Below are 26510 nucleotides of genomic sequence, written 5' to 3'. Positions count from 1 at the left end.
TCACCGCAACTTCGGGTCGAAGGCGTCGCGGATGGCGTCGCCCAGCATGATGAAGGCCAGCACCGTGGCAGCGAGGAAGAGCGACGGGTAGACCAGCGGGCCCGGCGCGACACGCGCGTACCGGGAGGCCTCCGAGATGGAGATGCCCCAGCTGATCGCGTCGCCCTTGAGCCCGACGCCGAGGAACGACAGCGTCGCCTCACTGGCGATGTTGGTGCCCAGCAGGATCGTCAGGATGACGATGAAGGACGCGATCGAGTTCGGCAGGATGTGCCGGAGCATCAGTCGCGCCGGGGTCGCGCCGAGCATCCGGCCGGCCGCCACATAGTCCTGGTTCTTCGACGAGATGACCGCGGATCGCATGACCCGGGCCGCGGAGGTCCAGGTCAGCAGGCCGAGCGTCATCGTCACCGCGAGAACGCCGTCGGAGTTCGGGTCCGCCGCGAGGCGGGACGAGAGCACGATGGCGCCGAGCAGGAACGGGATGCCCAGCATGATGTCGATGCCGCGGGACAGCACGGCGTCGAGCCAGCCGCCGTAGTACCCGGCCGCGAGACCGAACACCAGGCCGATCACGCCGGACAGCAGCGTGGACAGCGCACCGACGATGATCGAGTTCTGGGCGCCGTAGATCGTCTTGGCGTAGACGTCACAGCCCTGGAAGTCGTACCCGAAGTACGCCGAACCGCTCGGGCCCTTGTGCTGGTTGGCCAGCGTGCAGGCACGAGGGTCGATTGAGGTGAACAGCGTCGGCCATGCGGCCATCAGCAGGATCACGGCCACCAGGACGATCGAGATCCAGAACACCGGGCGCTTGCGGAGGTCGTTCCACGCGTCGCCGGCGAGGCTGCGCGGCTTGTCCGTCTTGACCGGCCCGGTCGGCGCGGGGACGCCCGCCCCGGGCGCTTCGACGGCGGTGATGGAGGTGGGGTCACTCATAACGGATCCTGGGGTCGAGGGCGGCGTAGAGCAGGTCGACGACGAGGTTCACGACCAAGAAGATGATCACCAGAATGCTGACGAATCCCACCACCAGGGGTCCGTCCTCGGTGCTGATCGCGCGGGCGATGTTGAAGCCGACGCCGGGGATGTTGAAGATCTTCTCGGTCACGATGGCGCCGGACATCAGGCCGCCCAGGTCCACGCCGATCAGCGTGACGACCGGGATCAGCGAGTTGCGCAGCACGTGCACCCAGATGACCCGCCGGCCGGTGAGGCCCTTGGCCCGGGCGGTCCGCACGTAGTCGGCTCGCAGGTTCTCCACCACCGAGGTCCGGGTGACCCGCAACTCGGTGGCGATGGCCAGCGTGGCGAGCACCAGGGCCGGGAGGAACAGCGCATAGAGGCTCGCGTCCCGCGTCGCGGTCGGCGGGAACCACCCCAGCTGGATGCCGAAGAGCAGCTGAGCCATCGGCGCCAGGACGACGATCGGCATCGCGAGCAGGACCAGGGTCAGGAACAGCGTGATGTTGTCGAAGGCCCCGCCGCGACGGATCGCGGAGTAGACGCCCGCGGTCACGGAGATCACCACGGCCAGGACGATGGCGATCAGGGCGAGCCGCATGGTGACCGGCCATGCGTTGACCAGCATGTCCCCGATCTTCTGACCGGTCAGCGACGTGCCGAGGTCTCCGGTGAGCAGGCCCTTCATGTAGTACCAGTACTGGGTGAGGAATGGCTCATCCAGGTGGTAACGCTCGGTCAGCGCCAGGCGCTGACTCTCAGTGATGGGTCGTTCGCCCGCCAAGGCCTGGAGGGGGTCGTCCTGGTTGGCGAACGTCAGCGCGAAGACCACAAATGTCGCCCCGAAGAAAGTCAGGACCATCTGCAGTAAGCGCCGCACGATGTAGCGGAACATACGGGTTTAGCCTCTTCCGCGGAAGAGCGCCGGCCTCGTGAGCACGGCGACGAGAGGTAGGGGGTCTAACACAGTAGTGGCGCCACGGTATCTTACGCTCCGTGACGCCACCACCGTTCGAGCGGTTAAATCAGCTGACTACTTCGATCGCGTAGATGTCGACCTTCTGGAACAGGTCGACGGTCACGTTGGTGACCTTCTCGGAGAAACCAAAGACGTTCTGGCCGACACGCAGCGGGATGACCGGCATGTCCTTGGCGAGGATGTCCTCGGCGGCCTGCCACTTGGCGATGGCCTCCTCCGGCGTCGCCGCCTCGGAACCTTCCTTGACCAGCGCGTCGAACGCGGTGTTGCTGTAGCCGTAGTAGTTCGAGGAACCACCGGTGCCGTACAGCGGGCCGAGGTAGTTCTCCATCAGCGGGTAGTCCATGATCCAGCCGAGGCGGATCAGACCCACGTTCTCCTTCTTCTCGACCTTGGTGAGCAGGTCAGCGAACTTCTGCTCGCCCTGGCCGGTGCAGTTCACACCGAGCGAGGCCTTGATCTGGTTGCACGTGGCGTCGACCCAGGCCTTGTGGCCACCGTCGACGTTGTACGTGATCTTGATCTCGGCCGGGCCCTTGGCTGCGGTGTACAGCTTCTTGGCCTCGGTCGGGTTGTACTCGCAGTTCGCGCCACAGGTGTTCTCGCGGTAACCGGCGACGACCGGGGACACGAAGGAGGTGGCGGGCGTCTGGGAGCCCAGGAAGATCTGGTCCGTGATCTCCTGGCGGTTGATCGCCATCGAGATCGCCTTACGGACGTCGACGTTCTGGTATTCCTTCAGGAACGTCGGGAAGCCCACGAACTGGAAGACCGAGTTCGGGCTCTTCTGGAACCGGTCACCCAGGTCGGCCGAGGCCGAGGCCAGCGACTCGATCGGGATGGTGGTCTGCACGTCCAGGTTGCCCGCGACGAGGTCGGCGTACTGCGCCTGGTCGTCCTGGTAGATCTTCCAGGTGATGCCGTCGACCTTCGGGATCTGACCCTTGAAGTCGGTGACCTTCTCCACGACGATCTGCGCGTCGTGCTCCCACTTGCCCTTCAGCTTGAAGGGGCCGTTGCCGATGATGGAGTCCTCGAAGCCGTCGGCGATGACGCCGTCCGACGAGAAGGCAGCCTTCGGCAGCGGGTAGAAGACGGTGTAGCCCAGGAGCGACTTGAAGCTCGCGAACGGGGCGGACAGCGACACGGTGAAGGTGGTGTCGTCGACCTTCTTCAGACCGGTCAGCTTCTTGGCCTTGGGCTCGGGGGCCTTCTGCGGGCCCTCCTCGCCATCCGGGTCCTCGGACTGCAGGTCGTCGAAGCCGGCGATACGCGTGAAGAAGTACGAACCACCCTGGCCGTTGGGGCCGTAGGCGGCGTAGTTCCAAGCGTCGATGTAGTTGTCAGCGATGACCGGCTCGCCGTTGTGGAACGTGAAGCCGCTCTTCAGCTTGACGGTCCACACCTTGTTGGTGGCGTCAGCGGTGATCGACTCGGCGGCAACCTCAGTCGGGTTGTTCTTGTCGTCGAAGTCCACCAGCGGGTAGAACAGCGACGACAGAACCTCGGCACCGTTCGACTCCGTCGTGTTCGACGGGATCAGGTGCTGCGGTTCGCCGATACCGATGATGGCTGTATTCGAAGAAGCGGCCGAGTCGTCGGACCCGCCGCTTCCGCAACCGGCGGCCAACAAGGCGATGGCGGTCGCACCGACCGCCATCTTCCATGGGCTTTTCCCAGGCATGGGAGTGCCTCCTTCAGGGGCGCTCACGAGGGGTTGTGTGAGTAGCTGCCACTGTGACACAGAGGCACGGAAACCAAAGAGCGCCGTTATCAAGCCGATATTAGCCGTTTACGTCCGTACGCAAGCCGGAAGATCGTCCATCGGTCAGATCCGACCCCTCTGAGCTGCGGGTACTCCCCTGGGTGTCCATTCGGGTACAGTACGCCGCCGAAACGATCGAAACTGGTGAACGTTTGGTTGACCTTCAGACCAGACGCCGGTCAGCGGCCCATCGTGACAGCTCGTAACGGTTACTCATCTGCAGCTTCCGCAATACGTTGGAAACGTGCGTCTCCACCGTCTTGATCGAGATGAACAGCTCCTTGGCGATCTCCTTGTACGCATAACCCCTGGCCAGGAGCCTCAGGACCTCGCGCTCCCGATTGGTCAACTGGTCCAGTTCGGGGTCGGCCACCGGCACGTCCGGCCGGGAGGCGAACGCGTCCAGCACGAACCCGGCCAGCCGGGGGCTGAACACCGCGTCGCCGTCCGCCACCCGGCGTACCGCGGCGGCCAGCTCGTCCGGCGAGATGGTCTTCGTCACGTACCCCCGGGCACCGGCCCGGATCAGGCCGATCACGTCCTCCGCCGCGTCCGACACCGACAGGGCCAGGAACCGCACCTGGGGATGGGTGCGCCGAACCTGCTCCAGCACCGCGCGGCCACCACCGTCCGGCATGTGCACGTCCAGCAGGACCACATCCGGCTGGATGGTCGCGATCCGGCTGACCGCCTCGGCCACCGTGCTCGCCTCGCCCACCACGTCGACGTGCGCCCCCAGCTCCGCGCGCACCCCGGCACGGAACATGGCGTGGTCGTCGACCAGGAAGACACTCAGCCGGCGGGCCGCGGGCTCGATCATGGGCTCGGTCATCGTGCTGACTCCTTACCGGCGGTCACGCTCTCCCGCGAAACGGGGAGCATGAGCCGCACCTCCGTTCCGTCGCCCGGCGCACTGCGGATCTCCGCCCGGCCGCCGTGGCGTTGCATGCGCCCGATGATCGACCCCCGGACGCCGTGCCGCGAATCCGCCACCCCACCCAGGTCGAAACCCGCACCCCGGTCCCGGACGAAGACACTCAGCTCGTCCTGCTCGACCTCGGCGTACAGGGAGACGGTCTGCACCCCGGCATGCCGCGCGGCGTTGACCAGAGCCTCCCGGCCGGCCGCGACCAGCGCCGCGACCCGCTCGTCGCACTGGGTGTCGCCGACCACCACGGTCTCCACCGAGATCGCGTAGGTGTCCTCCACCTCGGCCGCGGCCTGCTCCAGCGCGGCGGCGAACCGCTCACTCGGCGAGGCGGCCGGCTTGTAGAGCCAGTTGCGGAGGCTGCGCTCCTGGCCCCGGGCCAGCCGCTGCACCTCCTTGATGTCGGCCGAGTTGCGCTGGATCAGCGCCAGGGTGTGCAGCACCTGGTCGTGGATCATGGCGGCCAGCTCGGCTCGCTCCTGCTCCCGGATCCGGCCCTCACGCTCGGCGCGCAGCTGCCCGAAGGTGCGCCAGGCCAGCGGAGCCACCACCACGCCGACCCCGAGCAGGCCGACGAACGCGAAGATCACGCCGTTCAGGACCGCCGAGAGGGAGTCGCCGGGCGCGTAGACCGCGACCAGGCCGATGATGCCGACGGCGACCAGGATGCCGCCGCCGACGAACCGGAAGAGGAACGAACGCCGGTCGGTCTCCGCCACGATCGCGGCCAGCCAGGGCGCCGGGGCGGTCAGGCCGTCGGCGAGCTGATCACGGCGGCTCGGGTCGGACTGGTGCCAGATCACGCCGGCCCCGACGGTGATCACCGCGACCATCCAGCCGGCGGTGGTGGCGACCTGGTCGTCGAAGACCAGGGCCTGCAGCAGGACGACGCCGAGGCCGATCGCGGCGAACGGGATCAGGGCGGCGAAGTCGCGACGGGCCGGCTGCTCGTCGGCACGGGCCTCCTGCGGCAGCACGGCCCAGAAGGCGGCGTACAACAGAAGGCCCAGCGCGTTGAAACCCAGAAGGACCACCAGGGCGATCCGCACGGCCAGCACCGGCACGCCGAGATGACGCGCCAGGCCGGCGGCGACGCCCGCGACGATCCGGTGGTCGCGCGGCCGGAACAACCGGCGCGTCGGGGCCGTGGTCGGCGTGGCTGTGGTGGTCACCCTCCGATCGTCACACGTGCCGCCCCACCCGGCCACGGGTAAGTACCCGGGGAAACCGGGACCGGATATCTCAGGGTGGCCTCAGGGTCGGTTCCGGAAGCGACTCGGGTGGCCCGGCCAGCAGGATCGAAGGCATGAACGACGAAGCTGCCGAACCCCGCGGACCTTCCACGCCGGGCGCCGGTCCGCAGGACGGGCCGGCGCCGTCGACCGAACGGACCGAACAGTTCACCAACGTCCCGCCCTGGGTGGCGCAGGCCCATGCCGCCTTCACCCGCCAGCAGCTGGTCCGCCCCCGCGAGGGGCGTTACGTGGCCGGCGTCTGCGGCGCCCTGGCCCGGGCCACCAACACCGACCCGGTGCTCTGGCGGGTCCTGCTCGCCGTGCTCGGCATCCTGGGCGGCACCGGCGTCCTGCTCTACCTGATCGGCTGGCTGATCATCGCGTCCGAGGGCGACACCGCCTCGCCGATCGAGTCGCTGCTCGGCAAGGGCCACTCCGGCATGACCCCGCTGTCGGTGGTCCTGCTCGGCGGCGCCGCCCTGCTGACCTTCGCCTTCATCGTCAACTCGGGGGCGCGGGCCAGCATGCTCGCCGCCGCGGTGATCGTCGGCGCGTTCCTGCTGATCAAACGAGGCGGTGCCACCACGCCTGCGCCGGCGCCGGTCCCGCCCACCACGGACACGACCGAGGAACCGCCGGTTCCGCCCCGTTACGAGCCGCCTACGTTCACTCCTTCGAGCGAGGGTGTCCGCCCGCCGTTCGCCCCGCACGGGCCGTACGCGAGCTCTCAGCCCCCCTACTCGCCGCCTCCCGCGGCGCCCCGCCCGCCGAAGACACCGAAGCCGCCCAAGGAGCGCTCGATCCTCGGCCGCCTGACGTTCTTCGCGGTCGTCATGGTGATGGGTGTGCTCGCCGCGGCCGACATGGCCGGCGCCGGCGTCGCGGTCTCCGCCTACTTCGCGGCCGCCCTGGTCACCATCGGACTCGGTCTGCTGGTCGGCGCCTGGTTCGGCCGGGCCCGCGGGCTGATCTTCCTGGCCCTGCTCACCACCATCGGCCTGGTGGTCTCCACCGGCACCGAACGCTGGGGCGCCGAGTTCCGCGACAGCGTCGTCCACCCGGCGAGCCTGGCCGAGGTCGCCGACCGCTACGAGTTCACCTTCGGCAACGTCACGCTCGACCTGCGCGACGTCGACTTCGCCGGCGCCGAGCAGAACACCGCGATCGACATGAAGGTCGGCCAGCTGCGGGTGCTGCTCCCGCCGGAGGTCGACACCACCGTCGACGTCCAGGTCGGCGGCGGCCGGACCTTCCTGTTCGGCAACGAGTGGAACGGCTCCGAGTCCGAGACCCGCAGCGTCACCGACCTCGGCACCGAGGGCGCCGGCGGCGGCAGACTCACCCTCGGCCTGCACCTCGACACTGGAAACCTGGAGGTGACCCGATGAGGGCACACCGCACCGACGGCGTCTCGCTGACCTTCGCTCTGATCTTCCTGGGCGTCGCCGCATGGTGGGCGGTCTCCCAGGTGGTCACCGTGCACCTGCCCGCGGTGGGCTGGATCGTCGCGGGCGGCCTGATCCTTTTCGGCGTGATCGGACTCCTCGGGGCGATCCGCTCAGGTCGCCGCGACCAGCCCGTCCCGGAACCGGTCGTGGCCCGCGCCGAAACCCCCGGCGACCTCCCGCCCGAGATGCACGCCTCGATCGTCCAGGAACTCCTCGACGACCCGTCCGACCGCTTCGCCAAGGACCACCCCGGCGACCATCAGCGCAAGGAATGAACGTGCCACTGCCCCGCCCACCGGGAAACAACCGGCGGGCGGGGCAATATGCTCGCGGAATGACCCCGTTTCCCGCCGTGTCCTCCACATCCGTTCCCGGCGTGGGCGCCCGGGCCGCCCGTGTCCTGACCGCCGAGTTCGCCCGGCAGAACGCGGCCACGTCCGCCCTGCTGGTGGGCGCCGACCACGCCTCAGCCGTGGTCGCCGCCGCCGTCGAGGCGCTGCTCCCCGGCGACACGCTCACCCTGGTCCCCGGCGAGCACAGCAGCGCCGAACTCCTCCGCGGCCACATCACCGGCCTCGGCAGCTGGGTCGCCGATCGGGTGAAGGTCGTCGACGCCCTCGACGAGGCGCAGCCCGCCGACGTCGTGATCGTCGCCGAGCCGCTGACCGGCACCGCCGACGAGACCCGCACCCTGCTCGACCGGCTCGGCAAATACCTGGCCGACGGCGCGGTCCTCTCGGTCGCCGCGCCCGCGACGCCCGGCCGCACCGGTGGCGCCGCCGCCGAACTGTTCCGGCAGGGCGCCCTCTTCGGCGTCGGCTCCGACCTGGTGGTCCGCAACCAGCCGCCGCTGCGGGTGCACAAGCTGCGCTTCACCCCGGCCGAGGTGTCCACGGCGGCGACCCTCGCCCCCGCGTACCGGCCGTCCAGCGTGCCGGTGACCCGCACCATGCACATCGACTCCAACGGCGTCGCCGCCGTCGGCATTGCACTCGGCCTGGCCGCGCTGGCCCGCCGCGCCCGGCCCAAGTCCAAGCTGTGGCTGGTCCCCGCGCTGCTGTCCGCCCCGGTCGCGCTCTTCTTCCGTGACCCGGAACGCGACGTCCCGACCGACCCGACGACGATCATCTCCTCCGCCGACGGCAAGGTCCTCTCCGTCGAGCGCATGCACGACGAGCGCTTCGGCCCCGGCGAGTTCCTGCGCATCGCGGTCTTCCTCTCCGTCTTCGACGTGCACGTCAACCGCGCCCCGGTGGCCGGGCGCGTCGCCGACTACTTCGTCGAGGAGGGCGGCTACGCCAACGCCGCGACCGCCGCAGCCGAACACAACGTGGCCGCCTACACGGTCCTGGACACCGACCACGGCACCGTCGCGGTCGTCCAGCGCACCGGCCTGATCGCCCGCCGCATCGTCCAGCGCACCCCCGTCGGCACCCTGCTGGCCAAGGGCGAGCGCTACGGCCTGATCCGCTTCGGCTCCCGCACCGACGTCTACCTGCCGGCCGACAAGGCCGAGGCCCTGGTGAGCGTCAACGAGCGCGTAGTCGGCGGCTCCACGGTGATCGCCCGCTGGAAGACCGATCGGTCTAGCTGACCTTTTTCGGTCACGCTCTTTCTGGGGTACGACCTGGCCCCAGCACCGTGGCTCCACGCGGTCTCCCCGGTGGTCCGGCCTTTGCCGCGACCGCCGGGCTGAGATCGGTGGTCCACCACCACCCGCATCACTTTTCGCAGACCTACACCGGCCGGCCGGCTGGCTTGCTCACTGGCTGGCTGGCTGGCTGGCTGGCTGGCTGGCTGGCTGGCTGGCTGGCTGGCTGGCTGGCTGGCTGGCTGGAACGATGATCGCCCCGCACCACCCCGTGACGTCCCGTTACGCTCTGCTGACGTCGCGCATGGGCATGGGCATGGGCATCGATCGAGCAGACAGCCATGGACGACGGCTCAACCAACCCGACCCTCCACCACGGCCCACCTGTCGAAGCGGCACCAGCCCTGGACCACGGCGGACACCCCCCGATGCCGCTCAGCTTAAGTTGATCAACGCCGTGGCCGGTGACCATGCGATCCCCTTCGCCGCGGCGACTCGTCGGCCGTTGACGGCGGCGATGGCGATGGCGGTCGCATCAGCGCAGCTCAACTCAGCTGTTTGTCGCAGCGTGGGGTCATGTCCGTGATCAACTTAAGCTGGGTGGCGCGGCGCGACCGTCGGCCGTCGCTCACGGTCGTTTTCGGCGCGCGGACGGACCACAGCCGACGGCCGGACCGGTCGAGCCGTCGACTACGGCTGCTCGGTAGGACGGAAACCAGCCGTGAGCGACGGCTCGAGGGCACCCAGCCGTCGCCCACGGTCGTATTCGGCGCGCGGAAGGACCACAGCTGACGGCCAAGCCGGTCGAGCCGTCGACTACGGCTGCTCGGCAGAGCGGAAACCAGCCGTCAGCGACGGCTCGAGGGCACCCAGCCGTCGCCCACGGTCGTATTCGGCCCATGGGCGGACCGCGACCGACGGCCGAGCCGGCCGGAACGTCACCGAACCCATTCCGATCTCGGCGACGGCCCGGTAAGGCCGCGCGTTGCTGAACGGCGCCGACGCACCGGGGCGACCGGAGACGGCGCCCGGCAGACATGATCACAGCCGCGGCGAAGTCGATGGGCAGACCCATGATCAACTAAAGCGGACAACCCCCAGCCGTCGGTGGTGGCAGCGAGACGTCGCGAGAGCGGAACGAAGCCGGCGGCCCGCAAGCCGAGCCGTCGATGACCGCTGAACTGCGCCTCCCGAACAGGCATAGACGACGGCCCGACCAACCCCAGCCGTCGAATCCGGCCCGACCAACCCAGCCGCCGAACACGGCCTACCCGCGCTCCGAACGACCGTCAACCGCGGCCGACACCTCCGAGCCGTCGCAGGCGGCTCGATCACACCTCGCGAACAGCCGTGAACAACGGCTCAACCGACCCGGCCGTCCACCACGACCCACCCCGCCGAGGCGACAGCAACCATGAGGCACGGCCGCCGATAGTGGTTGCGTGACGTCGCAAGAGAGGACCGTGGGCGACGGCTCGGGGGTCTGACATACATCCGAACCGCTTCGATTCTGGACGGCTCCGTTACAGCGGCAAGTGACCGACCGGAACCTCTTCGACGAAGCGCCAGCCAGGTGCGAAACCAGGCGTCCGGGCGGAAAGCGCGCAGGGGCCGCCCCGAAACGGGACGGCCCCTGCGCGGAGTCGGGTGGTCAGACGCGCTTGGCGCGCATCCACAGGATCGGGCCGCTGACCAGGTAGACCGCGACGATCAGCACGAACGTCATGCGGGGCTGGAGCAGCGCGCCCACGATCGGGAGCAGCCACAGCCACGGCGGCAGCTTCAGCAGCCGGGCCAGTTTCGCGTAGGGGAAGCTCGACACCATCGCGAAGGCCAGCAGCGTCACGCCGCCCAGCATCACCATGCCGGGCAGGGGCAGGCCGATCAGCACGGTCAGGGCCAGCACCGCCGCGGCCATCGTCGTCGGGACGCCGCAGAAGAACCGGCCGTCCTTCGGCGAGACGTTGAAGCGGGCCAGGCGGATCGCCGCGCAGCCCGCGACGAGGGCGCTGGCGATCGCCGCTGCGTACTGCGGGACGGAGCCGGCCAGCGACGCGTAGACGACCACCGGGGCGGCCAGGCCGAACGAGCACATGTCGGCCAGCGAGTCCATCTGGGCGCCGAACGGGCTGGAGACGCCGAGTTTGCGGGCCAGCGCGCCGTCGAGGCCGTCGAAGGCGACGCAGGCGACCAGGCAGGCGGCCGCGATGCGGGCGTTGCCGTCCATGGCCAGGAAGATCGCCATCAGGCCGAGGCCGAGGCTGCTCAGGGTGCACGCGTTGACCAGGGCGAACGAGACACGACGGGACATCGTGTGCTCGCCCGGGAGTAGCGGGATGGAGGCCCCGTCGTCGGCGACGGCGGGCGTTTCCATGGGGATGCCGGGCGCTGAGACGTGCGGCCGCACGTGCTGTTCGGGACCGGTGTAGAGCACCTCGGCCCGCGTCGCCGTGGCGGCACGGCCGCCCGTGTCGGCGACGCTGCGGCGGCCCACCCGAACAAGCAGGGCCTGGCGCGCGAGCGTCCCACTGCGGCGCAGACGGCCAGCCCAACGACGCCCTGCGGGACGGGGACTATCCGTCGTACGCCGGCGCCAAGGGGTTCTCGGCACGTGCTTCCTCCATGGTGTTCGGTTGTTCCGTCGGCACCGTCGCGGGTTCCGGCGAAATTGCGGGTTACACCATCGCACAGCCGGACGGCCTTGGCGAGAGGGCGAACAGTGGTGGAACTCCACCCCTGCAGCCGCCGCGCAGACCGGCGGATGTCGCCTCGAGCCTTCCGTAGACGATTTTAACCCGTTCGGCGCAAAGCTTCCCGGCTCAGCTCGGTGAGCGGCAGTGTGGCGACCTCCGCGGGGGTGAGCCAGGCGGCTTCCGCGGTCGATCCGCCGGCCGCCTCGGTGACCGTGGCGGCGGTCGGTGCGTCGACCGTGACCTGGTAGAACGCGCGGATCACATGCCAGTCCATCGGTACGCCCTCGGGGCCGAGGGCGGCCGGGTCGTAGCGGTGGGACACGCCGAGAAGTCCGGTGATCCGGCCGTGTTGGGACGTCTCTTCATAGAGCTCGCGGGCGAGGGCGGTCTCCGGGGTCTCGCCGAAGTCGGTGCCGCCGCCGGGGAGGTGCCACTGTCCTGCGCCCGGGTAACCGTCGGCGATGCGGGTCAGCAGGATCCGGCCGGCCGGGTCGGTGGCCAGGGCGTACGCCCCGAACCGCTGGACCGGCCCGTCCGGGCGGGTGATGTCGACCGGCCCGTCGAGCTCCAGGGCCGGGTCGTCGAACCGGACGCCGAGGACACCGGCGGTGAAGCGCAGCAGCGGCCGGGTGGCCACCTGCTCCGGGTCCGCCCATTCGGCGATGTCGCTGGTGCCGTCGAGTTCCGGCCGCAGGTCGCCGCCGGTCACCGCGACGTCGTAGATGATCCGGTCGGTGTGTTCGACCGAGTCGTCGGGCAGCCGGGCCAGGTCGGAGAGGACGGCGCGCAGGCCGGTCACCCGGACGGCGAGACCGGTCTCCTCGGTGAATTCCCGGACGATGGTGTCGTCCGGGTTCTCACCGTGATCAATGCCACCGCCGGGCAGTGACCACACTCCGGGAAACGCGGCCGCCTCCGAGGCTCGGGTGATGAGCACCCGGCCGTCGGACGAGCGGCAGACGCCGTACGCCGCAGCCCTTCTCCTGATCTTCACCAAGCCGAGAATAGTCGCGTCTAGATCAGCCGCGCGGCCCGCAGCGCATCGGCTGTCACCTCGGTCAGCTGGTCGGCGGCGAGTTCGGCGACCTCCTTGAGCGGCATCCACCGGGCCTCGTCGGTCGAGCCGCCCACGTCGTGGATGGTCACCTCGGTGGGGGCGTCGACGACGACCCGGTAGAACGCCCGTACGCCGTGCCAGTCGATCGGGTAGCCCTCGGGGCCGAGGGATGCCGCGTCGCGGTGGCTGGCCACGCCGAGCAGTTCGATCAGCCGGCCCTGCTGGCCGGTCTCCTCGACCAGTTCGCGGATCAGGGCCGCGCCGGGCTGCTCGCCGTAGTCGGTGCCGCCGCCGGGCAGGTGCCAGCAGCCGGCTCCGGGGTATCCGGGGGAGATCCGGGTGAGGAGCAGGTTCTCGTACGGGTCGGTGGCGATGGCGTACGCCGCGAACCGCTGCGACCGGTGCAGACCGTCCGGCCCCTGGTAGGCGTAGAAGGACGGGAAGTCCGGCGCTTCTTCGGGCCGCAGGTCGGCCGAGGCGGCGGACAGTCCGAGGGCGGCCGCCGTGAACGGGCGCAGCCGCAGCCTCTCGGCCTCTTCGAGGGTGTGCCAGCGGGCGAGGTCGGTCGGGTGCCCGACCCGGTCGATCAGGTTGCCGCCGCGGACGGACACCGAGTAAATGAGACGGTCGGTGTGGATGGTCACGCCGCGGTGCGGCAGGGAGCGCATGTCCGCCAGGACGTCATGCAGCCCGGAGACTGCGACGGAGAGCCCGGTCTCCGCCGCGGTCTCGCGGACGACGGTGTGGTTGGGATCTTCGCCGTGATCAACGGCGCCGCCGGGCAGCGACCAGACTCCGGGGGTGCCGGATTTGGACGAGGCCCGGACCAGGAGGACGCGGCCGGCGTCGTCGCGGGCGACGGCGTAGGCGGCGATCCTGCGGAGCGGTTCCAGTGCGGGGGTCACGGGCAGGCATTCTGCCCGGATTATGTTAACTCTCGAGAACTTCTGTCGGGTTCCTGACAGTGGGATAGCGGACTGTAACTGCAGCTCAGGGCGATTTTACCCGCCCTGAGCTATTGATCCACTACTGACCGTCACTCCCACTCGATGGTGCCCGGGGGCTTGCTCGTGACGTCCAGAACGACCCTGTTGATCTCCCGAACCTCGTTGGTGATGCGGTTCGAGATGGTGGCGATCACGTCGTACGGCAACCGGGACCAGTCGGCCGTCATGGCGTCCTCACTGGAGACCGGGCGCAGCACCACCGGGTGCCCGTAGGTCCGGCCGTCGCCCTGCACCCCGACACTGCGCACGTCGGCGAGCAGCACGACCGGGAACTGCCAGACGTCCCGGTCGAGACCCGCCGCGGTCAGCTCCTCGCGGGCGATCAGGTCGGCCTGGCGCAGGATGTCCAGCCGCTCCCGGTCCACCGCGCCGATGATGCGGATCGCCAGGCCCGGACCCGGGAACGGGTGCCGCTGCACGATCTCGTCGGGCAGGCCGAGCTCCTTGCCGATCGCGCGGACCTCGTCCTTGAACAGGGTGCGCAGCGGCTCGATCAGGGAGAACTGCAGGTCGTCGGGGAGACCGCCGACGTTGTGGTGCGACTTGATGTTGGCCGTGCCGGTGCCGCCACCGGACTCCACCACGTCCGGGTAGAGGGTGCCCTGCACCAGGAACTCGATGTGCCGCTCGGCGTCCAGCTCGCGGGCCGCGGCCTCGAACGTCCGGATGAACTCGCGGCCGATGATCTTGCGCTTCTGCTCCGGGTCGGTGACGCCGGCCAGGTGACCGAGGAACTGCTCCTCCGCGTCCACCACCACCAGCCGCACGCCGGTGGAGGCGACGTAGTCCTTCTCCACCTGCTCGTGCTCACCGGCACGCAGCAGGCCGTGGTCGACGAAGACACAGGTCAGCTGGTCGCCGATGGCCTTCTGCACCAGGGCCGCGGCGACCGCCGAGTCGACGCCGCCGGAGAGCGCGCAGAGGACCTGCTTGTCGCCGACCTTCTCGCGGATCAGGGCGACCTGGTCCTCGATGATGTTGCCGGGCGTCCAGGTCGGCTCGAGACCCGCGATGTCGTACAGGAAACGCTTGAGCATCTCCTGGCCCTGCTCGGTGTGCGCCACCTCGGGGTGGAACTGCACGCCGGCGCGCTTGGCGGTGAGGTCCTCGAAGGCGGCGACCGGGGCGCCCGGGGTCGACGCGGTGACCGCGAAGCCCTGCGGGGCGACCGCGACGCTGTCGCCGTGGCTCATCCAGACCGGCAGGTCGGCGGGCAGGTCACGCAGCAGGGTGCCGCCCTGGGCGGCCAGAACGGTCCGGCCGTACTCCCGGTAGCCGGTCTGGGCGACGGTGCCGCCGAGCGCCTGGGCCATCGCCTGGAAGCCGTAACAGATGCCGAAGACCGGGACCTCGTTGTCGAACAGGGCCGGGTCGAGCATCGGAGCACCGGGCTCGTAGACGCTGGACGGGCCACCGGACAGGATGATCGCGGCGGGGTTCTTGGCCAGCATCTCGGCCACCGGCATCGAGTGCGGGACGATTTCGGAGTAGACGCGGGCCTCACGGACCCGACGGGCGATCAACTGAGCGTATTGGGCGCCGAAGTCGACGACGAGAACGGGACGCGGTGTACTCACCCGGCGAGTTTACCGGCGGCGATGAGGCCGGGATGCGATGAGGGGACGGCCCGTACGGACCGCCCCCTCGTGATCACGCTAGGTCAGGCGCGTTTGTACGTCCGCGTGGCGGTGTACTTGACATTGCCCGCTTTGTCGTACGCCCGGACCCGGACCTTCATCGTCTTCTTCTGCTTGGCGACCTTGAAGGAGAGCGAGTAGCTCGCCTTCGTGGTGGTCGCCACGACCTTGCCGTTCACCATGAGCTGGACCTTGGCGATGCCGTTGGCGTCGCTGGCCTTGCCCTTGACCGTGACGGTGCCCTTGACCTTGGCCTTGTTCGCCGGGGCCTTGGTGACCGTGACGGTCGGCACCTTGTTGTCGGCGATCACGGTCCGGACCGCGCTCCAGCGGATGTTGCCCGCCTTGTCGGTGTACCGAACCTGGATCTTGATGGCGCCGTTCCGCTTGGCCGTGTTCAGCTTCGGCTGGAAGGGCGAGGTGTAGTCCCAGCTGTGCCACTTGCCGTCGACGTAGAGGTCGACGTTGCGAATCCCCGACCAGGCGTCCTTCAGTCCGGTGGTGGAGACCGCGACGGTGCCGTGCACCTTCGCGTTCGCCGCCGGGGAGAAGGAGGTGAAGGTCGGCGCCGTGGTGTCGTTGCCCTTGGCCAGCGCGGCCTTGGCGTCGACCAGGCCGTACTTCACCCAGCTGCCGATCGGCTTGGCCGACTGGGTGATCGCGTTGCCGAGGCTCCAGCCCGCGTACTTCGGGTTCTTGGAGGCCACCAGCGCGGCGATGCCGGAGACCAGCGGCGCCGAGAACGAGGTGCCCTGCACCTTGTAGTTCCCGTCCTTGCGGCACGAGGCCGGGCTGCTGGTCGTGTCGTAGCAGTACGTCGCGTCGTTGTACATACCGGCGGTGATGGCCGGCGCGGCGACGTCCACCCAGCTGCTGCCGTAGCTGGAGAAGCTGACCCGCGAGTTGGTGCCGGTCCGGGTGTTGGTGCCACCCACGGCCAGCACGTCGGCGTACGCCGCCGGGTACTGCTTCACGGTGTTGCCCTCGTTGCCCGCGGCGGCCACGACGAGCGCGCCCTTGCCGTTGGCGTACGCGATGGCGTCCTTCAGCACCGGGTCCGATGCCGGACCACCGAGCGAGAGGTTGATGATCTTCGCGTTCTGCTTGGCCGCGTAGATGACGCCCTCGGCGATGTCGGTGTAGTGGCCGGAGCCACCCGAGCCGAGCACCTTCACCGGCAGGATCTCGCACTGCGCGCAGACGCCCGCCATGCCGGAGCCGTTGTTCGGCGCGGCGGCGATCAGCGACGCGACGACCGTGCCGTGCGGGAAGACCCCGTCGTCACTCGCGTCGTCGTCGTAGTTGTAGAAGTCGCGCCCGGGCAGGACCTTGCCCGCCAGGTCACCCACCGAGCTGACGCCGGTGTCCACCACGGCCACCCTGATCTTCGCGCCGGTCGTGGTGTCCCACGCGGCCGGCACGTTGACCTGGCCGAGTTCCCTCTGGTTGCCGGCCGTGTAGAGCGGGTCGTTCGGCGTCACGGCGGAAGCCGTGGCGACCGGGTCGATGCGGACGGAGGCCACGGCCGGGTCGCTGCGCAGCGCCGCCATGACGGCCGACGCCTTGTTGCCGGGCACCTCGATCGACTTCGCGCGTACCTCGGCGAGGAGCTTGCGGGCGAACGAGCCGCCCTTGGCGTCCGCGCTTGCCAGCCCCAGACGAGACAGGCTCGGCAGTGTCGCCTCCGCGTCGACACCGGCGCTGAGACTCACCACCAGGCGTACCGGCTCGGCCCGGCCCTCGGCCGCGGACGCGACGGACACGGGAGCGAAACTCACTCCGGCGAGCAGCGATGCAGCGGCGACGCCGACGACAGCACGCCGGTTGGAAGATTTCATACCTTGAATGCCTCCCCGTAGCGACGGTCGCGTACCGACGCGTCGCCGGGACAAAGTACCAGCGATCTCACCACTGGCAATATCGGCCATTCAGCGGGGTCTAATTCGTCGTTGAGCCGCCGTGCGTGTGCCGACTACTGTTCGCGATATGCGGAACAGCAAGATCACCTGGGCGGTGGTCATCGGCGCGTCCCTCGCGTTGCTGATCGGCGTGGGCGTCGCCATCGCGGTCAACCGTGGCGCCGAGCCGGCCGCCGCGCCGGCCGGCACCACGGCCTCGTCCGCACCCGCCGCCGCGCCGACGTCACCGGCCCCGTCGGCGGGCGCGGACATCAAGGGTCCGCTCGACCTGCTGCTCGTCGGCGTCGACACCCGGGTCAGCATCCCGGACTGGGACCCGCACGCCGACGCGATCATGCTGCTGCACGTGGACGCCGGCCTGGAGAAGGCCTACCTCTATTCGCTGCCCCGCGACCTGCGCGTCGACATCCCGGCCTACAGCAAGTCCGGGTTCGGTGGCGGCCGCCACAAGATCACCGAGGCGATGAGCCGCGGCGCCCGGATCAAGGGCACCGACAAGAAGAGCGTCGAGCAGGGATATGAGCTGCTCAGCAAGACCGTCAGCGGCTACACCGGGATCAAGACGTTCCAGGGCGGCGCCATCCTGAACTTCGGGGGCATGGCGAAACTCGTCGACCAGCTCGGCGGCGTCGACATCACCCTCGACCGCAAGGTGAAGTCGCGGCACCGCAAGCCGGACGGCACGATGCGGCCGCTGGCCTCCGGCGGCGGCGACTACACCGGACCTCAGGCCGTCTATCCGACCGGCAGGCAGCACCTGGTCGGCTGGCAGGCGATCGACCTGGCCCGCCAGCGGTACGGCCTGCCGAACGGTGACTACGACCGCCAGCACCACCAGCGGCAGCTGGTCGAGGCCATCCTCGGCAAGGCACTGTCCGGCGGCTTCGACGACTCGGCGAAGCTGGGCGACGTCATCGACGCGCTCGGCAAGTCCCTGGTCTACGTCGGCGGGCGTACCCCGTTCGAGTACGCGTACGCCCTCCGGGGCCTGACCCCCGAGAAGATCACCATGGTGGATCTGCCCGGCTCCGGTGTCGGCAACGGCAGCGGCTACCTGGGCGAACAGCTCACCAGCGAGGGCAAGGGATTCATCAAGGCACTGGCCAAGGGGCAGGCCGCGAAGTACCTCGACGCCCATCCCAAGCTGATCGATAAGTAACCTTCAGACATGAGGCGACGGGCTGGGCTGGTACTCGTTCTCCTGCTGGCCGGAGGCTCGGCCGGGTGTTCGGCCGACGAGAAGGAAACGCCGCCGGAGCCGTCCGCGGCGAACTTCCAGCCCGGCGCGGACGGCGCCGGCGACCCGTACTTCCCGAAGTACGGCAACGGCGGCTACGACGTCGCCGGCTACGACCTGGACCTGCGCTACGAGCCGGCCACCGGCAAGCTGAGCGGCACCGCCACCATCACCGCCACCGCGACCCAGGACCTGTCCCGCTTCAACTTCGACCTGTCCCATCTGACCAGCAGCGCGGTCACCGTCGACGGGGCCGCCGCCACCGCCGTCGCCGAGGGCACCGAGCTGGTGATCACCCCGGCCACCGGCATCCGGTCCGGCCGGGCGTTCACCGTCGTGGTCGCCTACGCGGGACAGCCCGGCCAGCTGGAGAACAAGACCCTCGGCAACGGCGGCTGGTTCCGGACCACGGACGGCGCGATCGCTCTCGGACAGCCGGAGTCCGCCAGCACGTGGTACCCGGTCAACGACCACCCCTCCGACAAGGCCACCTTCCGCCTCGCCATGGAGGTGCCGGACGGCCTCGAGGTGATCAGTAACGGCGTGCCGGGCACCCGGGAGACCGTCGACGGCTGGACCACCTGGCGGTGGACCGAGAACGCGCCGATGGCCAGTTATCTCTCCACCGTCGTGATCGGGCGGTACCGGATCGCCACGACCACCCACAATGACCTGCCGATGGTCACCGCGATCCCCGAGTCACTGCCCGCCGACGGCGCCGCGGCCCGGTCCCTGGCCCGCACCGGCGAGATCACCGACTACCTGGCGACGCAGTTCGGGCCCTACCCGTTCGCCGCCAACGGCGGCGTCGTCGTCGACGAGGACGAGATCCGCTACGCGCTGGAGACCCAGGCCCGGCCGGTCTACGGCGACACCTTCTTCAGCGGGGGCGTCAACACCGGCGTGGTCGCGCACGAACTGGCACACCAATGGTTCGGCGACAGCGTGGCGATCAGCCGCTGGCAGGACATCTGGCTCAACGAGGGGTTCGCCACCTACGCCGAGTGGCTGTGGTCCGAGCACGACGGCCAGGACACCGCAGAGGAGCTGTTCGACCAGAACTACAAGGCGTTCAACTGGGCCGAACCACCCGGCGACCCCGGACCCAACCGGATCTTCGGCGACGCGGTCTACCAGCGCGGCGGGATGACCGTGCACGCACTGCGCCGCACCATCGGCGACGACGAGTTCTTCCCGCTGATCAAGGCGTGGGCCGCCGACCACAAGGACGGCAACGTCACCACCGACCAGTTCATCGAGGCGGCCGAGGAGGCCTCCGGACGCGATCTCGGCACGTTCTTCCAGGACTGGCTCTTCAGCGCCGAACGTCCCCCGCTCCCCTAGACCCTTCTTCATCGGTACGCGTAAAGCGCCCCCGTCCCCGGTGCCACCACGGTGCGTCCTGTCACGCGTACGAGAAAAGGAAAAGCGACGGACCCGAAGGCCCGTCGCTCAGCTCTCCCCGCAGCTCATCGGTCCAGCACGAGCGCGACTTTCTGGAATTCCTTGACGTCGCGGTAACCGCACTTGGCCATCGCCCGGCGCAGTCCGCCGAACAGGTTGAGCTGGCCGTCGGCGCGGGCCGCGGGACCGTAGAGGACCTCGTCGAGCGTGCCGTCCGGCTCGCCCGCGATGCAGAAGCCACCGCGCGGCAGGTCCGGGTGGCTGGCCGACGAGTGCCACCACGCGCCGCCCGCCGGAGCGCCCTCGGCCAGCGACAGCGGCTCGCCGAGCATCACCGCGTCGGCGCCGCAGCCGATCGCCTTGGCGATGTCGCCCGAGGTCGCGATGCCGCCGTCGGCGATCAGGTGCACGTAACGGCCACCGGTCTCGTCCAGGTAGTCGCGGCGCGCGGCCGCGGCGTCGGCGATCGCGGTCGCCATCGGCACCCGGATGCCCAGGACGGTGTCGGTGGTCGACCACTCGTCGGCGCCGACGCCCACGATCACGCCGGCCGCACCGGTGCGCATCAGGTGCAGGGCCGTCTTGTAGTCGGTGCAACCGCCGACGATGACCGGCAGGTCGAGGTCGGCGATGAACTCCTTGAGGTTGAGCGGCTCGTCCGTCGTGGAGACGTGCTCCGCGGAGACCAGCGTGCCCTGGATGACCAGCAGGTCGACGCCCGCGTCCAGGATCACCGGGGCGAGGGCCAGGGTGTGCTGCGGCGACACCCGGACGGCCACGGTGACGCCGCCGGCGCGCATCTGCCGGACCCGCTCACCGATCAACTCCGGCCGGATCGGCTCGGCGTAGACCTCCTGCAGACGCTTGGTGGCGTCGGCGTCCTCGCCCAGCGAGGCGAGTTCCTCGAGGATCTTGGTGGGGTCCTCGTAGCGGGTCCACAGGCCCTCGGCGTTGAGCACGCCCAGGCCGCCGAGGCGGCCCAGCGCGATCGCGGACTCCGGGCTCATGGTCGCGTCCGACGGGTGCGCGACGCAGGGGATCTTGAAGGGGTACGCGTCGAGCTTCCACTCGGTCGACACGTCGTCGACGTCGCGGGTGCGACGGCTCGGAACGATGGCGATGTCGTCCAGGTGGTAGCCGCGCTGGGCGGTCTTGCCTAAGCCGATCTCCACGACGTCACGCATTGGACCTGTTCCTTATTAGCGGGAGTGGTAGTTGGGAGCCTCGACCGTCATCTGGATGTCGTGCGGGTGGCTCTCCTTGAGCCCGGCCGCGGTGATCCGGATGAGCTGTCCCCGCTCCTGCAGGTCGGGGATGGTCTCCGCGCCCACGTAGCCCATGGCCGCGCGCAGCCCGCCGATGAGCTGGTGCGCCACCCTGGACAGAGGACCACGATAGGGCACCTGACCCTCGACGCCCTCGGGGACCAGCTTGTCCTCGTTCACATCCTGCTGGAAGTAACGGTCCTTCGAGTACGACTTGGCCTGACCGCGGGACTGCATCGCGCCCAGCGAACCCATGCCACGGTACGACTTGTACTGCTTGCCGTTCAGGAAGATCAGCTCGCCGGGGCTCTCCTCGGAACCGGCCAGCAGGCTACCGAGCATCACCGTGCTCGCGCCGGCCACGATCGCCTTGGCGATGTCACCGCTGTACTGGATGCCACCGTCGCCGATCACCGGGACGCCGGCCGGGGCACAGGCCCGGGCCGCCTCCATGATCGCGGTGATCTGCGGGACGCCGACACCCGCGACGATCCGGGTCGTGCAGATCGCGCCCGGGCCGACACCGACCTTGACCGCGTCGGCACCCGCCTCGACCAGTGCCTTGGCACCGGCGTACGTAGCGATGTTGCCGCCCACGATGTCGATCGTGGTGTCCTTCTTCAGACGGGCGACCATCTCCAGCACCGCGCGCTGGTGACCGTGCGCGGTGTCGACGATGACCACGTCCACACCGGCGTCGACCAGGGCCCGCGCCCGCTTGTAGGAGTCGTCGCCGACGCCCACCGCGGCCGCCACCCGGAGCCGGCCCTGCGCGTCCTTGGCGGCGTTCGGGTACTGCTCGCTCTTGGTGAAGTCCTTCACCGTGATCAGGCCACGCAGCCGGCCGCCGTCGTCGACGAGCGGAAGCTTCTCCACCTTGTGCTTGCTGAGCAGCGCGAGTGCCTGGTCCTTGGTCACCCCCACCGGGGCGGTGATCAGCGGGGTCTTCGTCATCACGTCACGCACCTTGGCGCTGTGATCGCTGACGAACCGCATGTCGCGGTTGGTGACGATGCCGACCAGCACGCCGGACGCGTCCACCACCGGGGCGCCGGAGATCCGGTAACGCCCGCAGAGCGCGTCCACCTGCTCGAGGGTGTCGTCCGGGCTGCACGTCACCGGGTTCGTGATCATGCCGGATTCGGAACGCTTCACCAGGTCGACCTGAGCCGCCTGGTCCTCGACCGAGAGGTTGCGGTGCAGCACGCCGATGCCGCCCTGCCGCGCCATGGCGATCGCCATCCGCGCCTCGGTGACCGTGTCCATGCCCGCGGAGAGCAGCGGGATGGAGAGCTCGACGTTGCGGGTCAGGCGCGTCACGGTGTTGACCCGGCTGGGAACGACATCCGACTCACCGGGCTGCAGCAGCACGTCGTCGAAGGTCAAACCGAGCGGAACGGTGCGGGCGCTGTCAGTTTCCACAAATCATCCCTAGAGAAGAGGCGGGGTCCCATCATCCTACCCAGCTGGAACGGGGCACCCAGGCGGCGGACAGAACGTGCGGGCCAGCACACCCGCTCGGGAGGTGAGTACGGTGTGAGGGTGCAAGATGAGCCGATCGACCCGTTCAACGGCGATCCCGCCGACCCGGCCGCCGGACTCGACGACCTCAACGAGGACGCCGAGAACGAACCGCTGACCGAGGACGAGCGGCAGGACGTCCTCGAGGACCTCTCCGACCTGGAGATCTACCAGGCGTTGCTGAGTCCGACCGGCATCCGCGGCCTGGTCATCGAGTGCGAGGACTGTCACGAGCCGCACTACTTCGACTGGGACCTGCTCCGCGGCAACCTGCGTCACCTACTGAGCAGTGGGCGGCCACGGGTGCACGAGCCGGCGTACGACCCGGACCCGGATCACTATGTGACCTGGGAGTATGCCCGCGGTTACGCCGACGGCGTCCACGACACCCTGACCGAGGGCACCGACGACGACTGACCGGTCCTGCCGGTGGTCGTCGTCCATCTGCCGTCCCGTCATCGGCTCCGTCGGGACGAATTTTCGCCAGATGACCTGATTTATCATTTTTTATCGGTGGATGCCACCGACGACTGGCGTCCCGGATTCCAGGGTGAGAGTGGCTTGCGGGTGGGAACGCGAGCGGCGGCCACCGGAAGAACCGGTGACCGCCGCCCCCTCTCGACCCCCCGGGAGGAATCAGGCGACCAGCCCCGCCCGGAACCCCGCCGCCACCGCGTGCGCCCGGTCGCGGGCGCCCAGTTTGCGGAACAGTCTCCGTGCGTGGGTCTTGACGGTGTCCTCCGAGACGAAAAGCTCCCGGCCGATCTCGGCGTTGCTCTTGCCGTCGGCCATGCCTCGCAGGACCTGCAGTTCACGCTCGGTGAGCGTGAGCCGCCGCCCGGCCGGTGCGGCATCGCCCATGCCGCCCTCGTTGCCCGGCCAGGCCACCATCGGCCGGCCGGTGGCCGGATCGATGGGTGCGTCGCCGCGCTGTGCCGGGACCATCGGTGAGTTGGGCAGCATCGCCGGCACCGCGGACGCGTTCGGCACTCCCATGCCGAGCCCGTCGCGGTACTGGCCGCGTGCGGCCGGTGAGTTGGTGTTGCGGACGCCGCCGGCCACGGTGGCCGGTTGTGCGTTGGCGCCGTTGATCGGCATGCCCTGCGGGCGTACCGGCAACAGCAACAGGAGCAGCGCCTTCGCGACGACGCTGACCAGGTCGTGCTCGACGCCACGGATGACTCCTCGGGCACCCGCGGCGACAGCCGCCGCGGCTACCCGAGGGTCTTCCGCACCGAAGAGCACCACTTGCGCCTGGGGGGCGCGGGCAAGTACGCGTCGGGTGAAACCGACGCTGTCGGGTCGGGTCACGGCGGTGTCGGCCAGGACCACTTCGGCGGGCCGTTCCGCCAGTCGGATCATGGCCTCGGTCTCGCTGACCGCTGTCCGGACGACGCCGGTCATGCCGAGCCGGGCCGCGGTGGACGCGACGGTCTGGGCCGCCAGCGGGGTTCGGACGCACACGAGGACGGTACGCACAGTGATCCTCCTTCTCTCTCAGAGGAGATCACGCGAGGGCCGCAGCATTACGCGCTTTAGATGGAAAAAACGGGAAAGATAGGTATGACTTGCCACCCCTTTGCGATACCGCTCACGAAGACATCGACATGGCGCGTGTGAGTCGGCGTCAACCTGGGTACAGCCGCCAAAGGCCTGACCCAGGCCCCTCATGAGGAACGCTCCGCGGTGCCGCGCGGGAGGAGGGTGTAGATGTCGAACGTTCGCAGACTGCCCGGCCCCATCGCCGATCTTTGGGACTGGCAACGACTCGGTATTTGCCGTGGCCGGGACAGCGCGCAGTTCTTCCACCCCGACGGCGAACGCGGGTCGTCCCGCAATCGCCGCGAGGTCAAGGCGAAGACCATGTGCGGTGCCTGCCCGGTCCGGGCCGAATGCGCCGCGCACGCCCTCGCGGTACGCGAGCCGTACGGTGTCTGGGGAGGTCTCAGCGAGTCGGAGCGGCTGCGGCTGCTCGCGGTCGGCTGGGAGGACCTGGCCGATCGTCACGGACGGGTCGACCTGCTCCGGCTCGAGGCTCGCCTCGGCCGGCCCCACAAGACGGCAGTTCCCGCGCAGCGGCAGGCCCCGGCGGCCTGACGCCGTCCGGAGCGCGGCATCACCACGCGACTGACGACACGGTCCTCCCCGGAGGGCCGTGTCGACTGGTTCCGCGGTTCTTCAACCGCATCGGTGGACATGCAACCCACCGTATGAGCGACTTGCGTTCTCGAGTCGGACCGAAAGTGCGGTTTCCGGCTACTCGACGTCGATGTTGACCTGATGCCACCCGGTGGCGCCGTCGGGCGCCGGTGGCGCGGTGTCGGCGGTCTGCACGGCACCGTCGAGATCGGTCGCCCGCACCCGGAGCGTGTGCGTCCCGGGAGTCGCCTGCCAGGTGTGCGTCCACTGCCGCCAGGTGTCGGCGGACACCGTCGGCGCGAGGGTGACGGTCTCCCAATCCCCCTCGTCCACCTGCAGTTCGACCTTGGCGACCCCGCGGTGCTGCGCCCAGGCCACCCCGGCCACCGTGACCGCCCCGGCAGGCTTCGAGGCACCGTCCCGAGGACTGTCGATTCGTGACTGGGTCTTGATCGGGCCCTGCGCCGACCAGCCTCGCGGCACCCAGTAGGCATCGAAATCGGCAAATCTCGTCAGCTCGATCTCGGTGATCCACTTGCAGGCGGAGACGTACCCGTAGAGTCCGGGAACGATCATTCGGACCGGGAACCCGTGCGGCACCGGCAGCGCCTCACCGTTCATCCCGATCGCGAGCAGCGCGTCCCGCCCGTCCCGCAGCACGGCGGTCGGCGTGCCACAGGTCCAGCCGTCCGCCGATCGCTGCACGGCCTGATCCGCCTCGGGCAGCGGATCCGCCTCGTCGATCAGCGCCTTGATCGGCGTACCCAGCCACAGCGCGTTCCCGATGAGATCGCCACCCACCTCGTTCGATACACAGGCGATGGTCACGTGTCGCTCCACCATCGGGCGTTGCAACAGCTCCGCCCAGGTGATGGTGATCGGGTTACGGACCATCCCGTGGATCCGCAGCGTCCACGACGAGGGGTCCACCTGAGGGGTGACCAGCGCGGTGTCGATCCGGTAGAACTCCCGGTTCGGCGTCACCCAGGGCACCGCGCCGGAGACCTGGGCCGCGGCGGGCACGACCGGGGCGGGCTCCGCGGCCACCGGCAGCACCACCGACTGCCGGGCCGAGGTGACCGCGCGGCGCGAGCCGATCAGCCGTCCCGCGCCCCCGGCCGCCAGGGCCGCCACACCCGCGATCCCCAGACCTTTCAGAAACCGGCGGCGGCTCTCTCGGGGGTACGCGTGAACGGCCGTCCCGGCCCCCTCGTCCCGTCCCGCCTCCGCGGCGGGAGCGCCACCGCGGTCCGTGCCGCCGGCCGCCGCCGCACCCCGGTGCCCGCTCTCCGACCGCCCGTCCGCCGCCGCCAGCAGGTAGCGCAGAACGGGGACCGCCAGACCGGCACCGATCAGGGCCGGTAACGCCGCCGTGGCACCCGCGCCCGGCCGGGTCACCGCCGCCACCACGCCGGCCACCGCGAACAGCCCGATCCCGGCCACCGCCCACGGCCACCGGCGACGTCCGACAACGCCCAGCCCGTACGCGTAGCAGGCCAGCAGGATCGCCGTGCCCACCAGCAACGCGGTCTTGTCGTGCACCCCGAAGACCGCGATGCCGAAGTCCTTGACCGACGCCGGCACGTGATCGACCACCACCGCACCGACCGCGACCAGCGGGGACGAATCCGCCCCCGTGCCCGCCGCGACCGACTCGGCCGCGCCCAGCGCGACTGCGGCCGCCGCCACTCCGGCCAGGCCGGACCGTACCGTTGCCTTCAC

The 26510-nt window shown here is 69.6% G+C and carries 21 protein-coding genes; 7 read left to right on the top strand and 14 right to left on the bottom strand.

From position 1 onward, the window contains the following. The 5 genes from QSK32_RS06410 to QSK32_RS06390 form a co-directional block, all read right to left on the bottom strand. Positions 1-939 (bottom strand): ABC transporter permease, encoded by a 939-nt coding sequence (locus tag QSK32_RS06410; RefSeq protein ID WP_045744353.1) that lies wholly within the window; start codon positions 937-939, stop codon positions 1-3. Beyond that, a complete protein-coding gene (locus QSK32_RS06405) occupies positions 932-1858 on the bottom strand; it encodes an ABC transporter permease (protein WP_045744352.1) in 927 nt (308 codons plus the stop codon). Before QSK32_RS06405 ends, QSK32_RS06410 begins: the two co-directional genes overlap by 8 nt. A 130-nt stretch (positions 1859-1988) precedes the next feature. Continuing rightward, positions 1989-3626: a peptide ABC transporter substrate-binding protein gene (locus tag QSK32_RS06400; protein ID WP_052720772.1), complete on the bottom strand. Its 1638-nt coding sequence runs from the start codon at positions 3624-3626 to the stop codon at positions 1989-1991. A gap of 244 nt (positions 3627-3870) precedes the next feature. Beyond that, the gene (locus QSK32_RS06395) at positions 3871-4539 is read right to left on the bottom strand and encodes a response regulator (protein ID WP_045744350.1); all 669 of its coding nucleotides are present in this window, start codon (positions 4537-4539) and stop codon (positions 3871-3873) included. After that, positions 4536-5807 (bottom strand): ATP-binding protein, encoded by a 1272-nt coding sequence (locus QSK32_RS06390; protein ID WP_045744349.1) that lies wholly within the window; start codon positions 5805-5807, stop codon positions 4536-4538. The genes QSK32_RS06395 and QSK32_RS06390 overlap by 4 nt, the downstream gene beginning before the upstream one ends. Positions 5808-5941: 134 nt before the next feature. Between QSK32_RS06390 and QSK32_RS06385 the strand changes: the two genes are divergently transcribed. The 3 genes from QSK32_RS06385 to QSK32_RS06375 are packed head-to-tail and all read left to right on the top strand — an operon-like array spanning position 5942 to position 8912. Next, on the top strand, positions 5942-7258 hold the full coding sequence (locus QSK32_RS06385; RefSeq protein ID WP_285471427.1) for a PspC domain-containing protein: 1317 nt from the start codon (positions 5942-5944) through the stop codon (positions 7256-7258). Further along, positions 7255-7593, top strand: a complete 339-nt coding sequence (locus tag QSK32_RS06380; RefSeq protein ID WP_045744347.1) for a phage holin family protein — start codon at positions 7255-7257, stop codon at positions 7591-7593. Before QSK32_RS06385 ends, QSK32_RS06380 begins: the two co-directional genes overlap by 4 nt. 59 nt (positions 7594-7652) lie before the next feature. Next, complete coding sequence (locus tag QSK32_RS06375; RefSeq protein ID WP_285471426.1) at positions 7653-8912, top strand: phosphatidylserine decarboxylase; 1260 nt, start codon at positions 7653-7655, stop codon at positions 8910-8912. A 1648-nt stretch (positions 8913-10560) separates the two neighbouring features. Here the strand turns inward: QSK32_RS06375 and QSK32_RS06370 are convergent. The 5 genes from QSK32_RS06370 to QSK32_RS06350 all read right to left on the bottom strand — a co-directional run bounded on the left by QSK32_RS06370 (position 10561) and on the right by QSK32_RS06350 (position 17141). After that, entirely contained in the window at positions 10561-11448 is an 888-nt protein-coding gene (locus QSK32_RS06370; RefSeq protein WP_285471638.1) for a CDP-alcohol phosphatidyltransferase family protein, read from the bottom strand. Positions 11449-11699: 251 nt separating this feature from the next. After that, entirely contained in the window at positions 11700-12596 is an 897-nt protein-coding gene (locus QSK32_RS06365) for an NUDIX hydrolase (protein ID WP_285471425.1), read from the bottom strand. Between the two features lie 20 nt (positions 12597-12616). Beyond that, positions 12617-13564: an NUDIX hydrolase gene (locus QSK32_RS06360; RefSeq protein ID WP_045744345.1), complete on the bottom strand. Its 948-nt coding sequence runs from the start codon at positions 13562-13564 to the stop codon at positions 12617-12619. Between the two features lie 131 nt (positions 13565-13695). Further along, positions 13696-15243, bottom strand: a complete 1548-nt coding sequence (guaA, locus tag QSK32_RS06355; protein ID WP_285471424.1) for a glutamine-hydrolyzing GMP synthase — start codon at positions 15241-15243, stop codon at positions 13696-13698. A gap of 83 nt (positions 15244-15326) precedes the next feature. Then, a complete protein-coding gene (locus QSK32_RS06350) occupies positions 15327-17141 on the bottom strand; it encodes a S8 family serine peptidase (protein ID WP_285471423.1) in 1815 nt (604 codons plus the stop codon). Positions 17142-17289: 148 nt separating this feature from the next. Here QSK32_RS06350 and QSK32_RS06345 point away from each other — a divergent pair, with 148 nt between their 5' ends. Together QSK32_RS06345 and QSK32_RS06340 are read left to right on the top strand one after the other, a co-directional pair. Continuing rightward, complete coding sequence (locus QSK32_RS06345) at positions 17290-18381, top strand: LCP family protein (RefSeq protein WP_285471422.1); 1092 nt, start codon at positions 17290-17292, stop codon at positions 18379-18381. A gap of 9 nt (positions 18382-18390) precedes the next feature. Then, positions 18391-19803 (top strand): M1 family metallopeptidase, encoded by a 1413-nt coding sequence (locus tag QSK32_RS06340; protein WP_285471421.1) that lies wholly within the window; start codon positions 18391-18393, stop codon positions 19801-19803. A 125-nt stretch (positions 19804-19928) separates the two neighbouring features. Here QSK32_RS06340 and QSK32_RS06335 read toward each other — a convergent pair whose 3' ends face one another. Then, positions 19929-21047, bottom strand: a complete 1119-nt coding sequence (locus QSK32_RS06335) for a GuaB3 family IMP dehydrogenase-related protein (RefSeq protein ID WP_045744340.1) — start codon at positions 21045-21047, stop codon at positions 19929-19931. 15 nt (positions 21048-21062) lie between these two features. Beyond that, complete coding sequence (gene guaB, locus QSK32_RS06330) at positions 21063-22550, bottom strand: IMP dehydrogenase (RefSeq protein ID WP_285471420.1); 1488 nt, start codon at positions 22548-22550, stop codon at positions 21063-21065. Positions 22551-22670: 120 nt separating this feature from the next. Between guaB and QSK32_RS06325 the strand changes: the two genes are divergently transcribed. Further along, the gene (locus QSK32_RS06325) at positions 22671-23066 is read left to right on the top strand and encodes a DUF5319 domain-containing protein (protein ID WP_045744338.1); all 396 of its coding nucleotides are present in this window, start codon (positions 22671-22673) and stop codon (positions 23064-23066) included. A 219-nt stretch (positions 23067-23285) separates the two neighbouring features. Here QSK32_RS06325 and QSK32_RS06320 read toward each other — a convergent pair whose 3' ends face one another. Beyond that, on the bottom strand, positions 23286-24128 hold the full coding sequence (locus QSK32_RS06320; protein ID WP_045744337.1) for a response regulator transcription factor: 843 nt from the start codon (positions 24126-24128) through the stop codon (positions 23286-23288). 231 nt (positions 24129-24359) lie between these two features. On the opposite strand from QSK32_RS06320, the gene QSK32_RS06315 reads away from it, so the two are divergent. Continuing rightward, entirely contained in the window at positions 24360-24746 is a 387-nt protein-coding gene (locus tag QSK32_RS06315; protein ID WP_045744336.1) for a WhiB family transcriptional regulator, read from the top strand. Positions 24747-24905: 159 nt separating this feature from the next. Here QSK32_RS06315 and QSK32_RS06310 read toward each other — a convergent pair whose 3' ends face one another. Continuing rightward, positions 24906-26510 (bottom strand): molybdopterin-dependent oxidoreductase, encoded by a 1605-nt coding sequence (locus QSK32_RS06310; protein WP_285471419.1) that lies wholly within the window; start codon positions 26508-26510, stop codon positions 24906-24908.

It is taken from the genome of Actinoplanes sp. NBRC 101535 (assembly GCF_030269225.1).
Lineage (GTDB): Bacteria > Actinomycetota > Actinomycetes > Mycobacteriales > Micromonosporaceae > Actinoplanes > Actinoplanes rectilineatus.
This window is presented reverse-complemented; position numbering and strand designations above follow the sequence as displayed.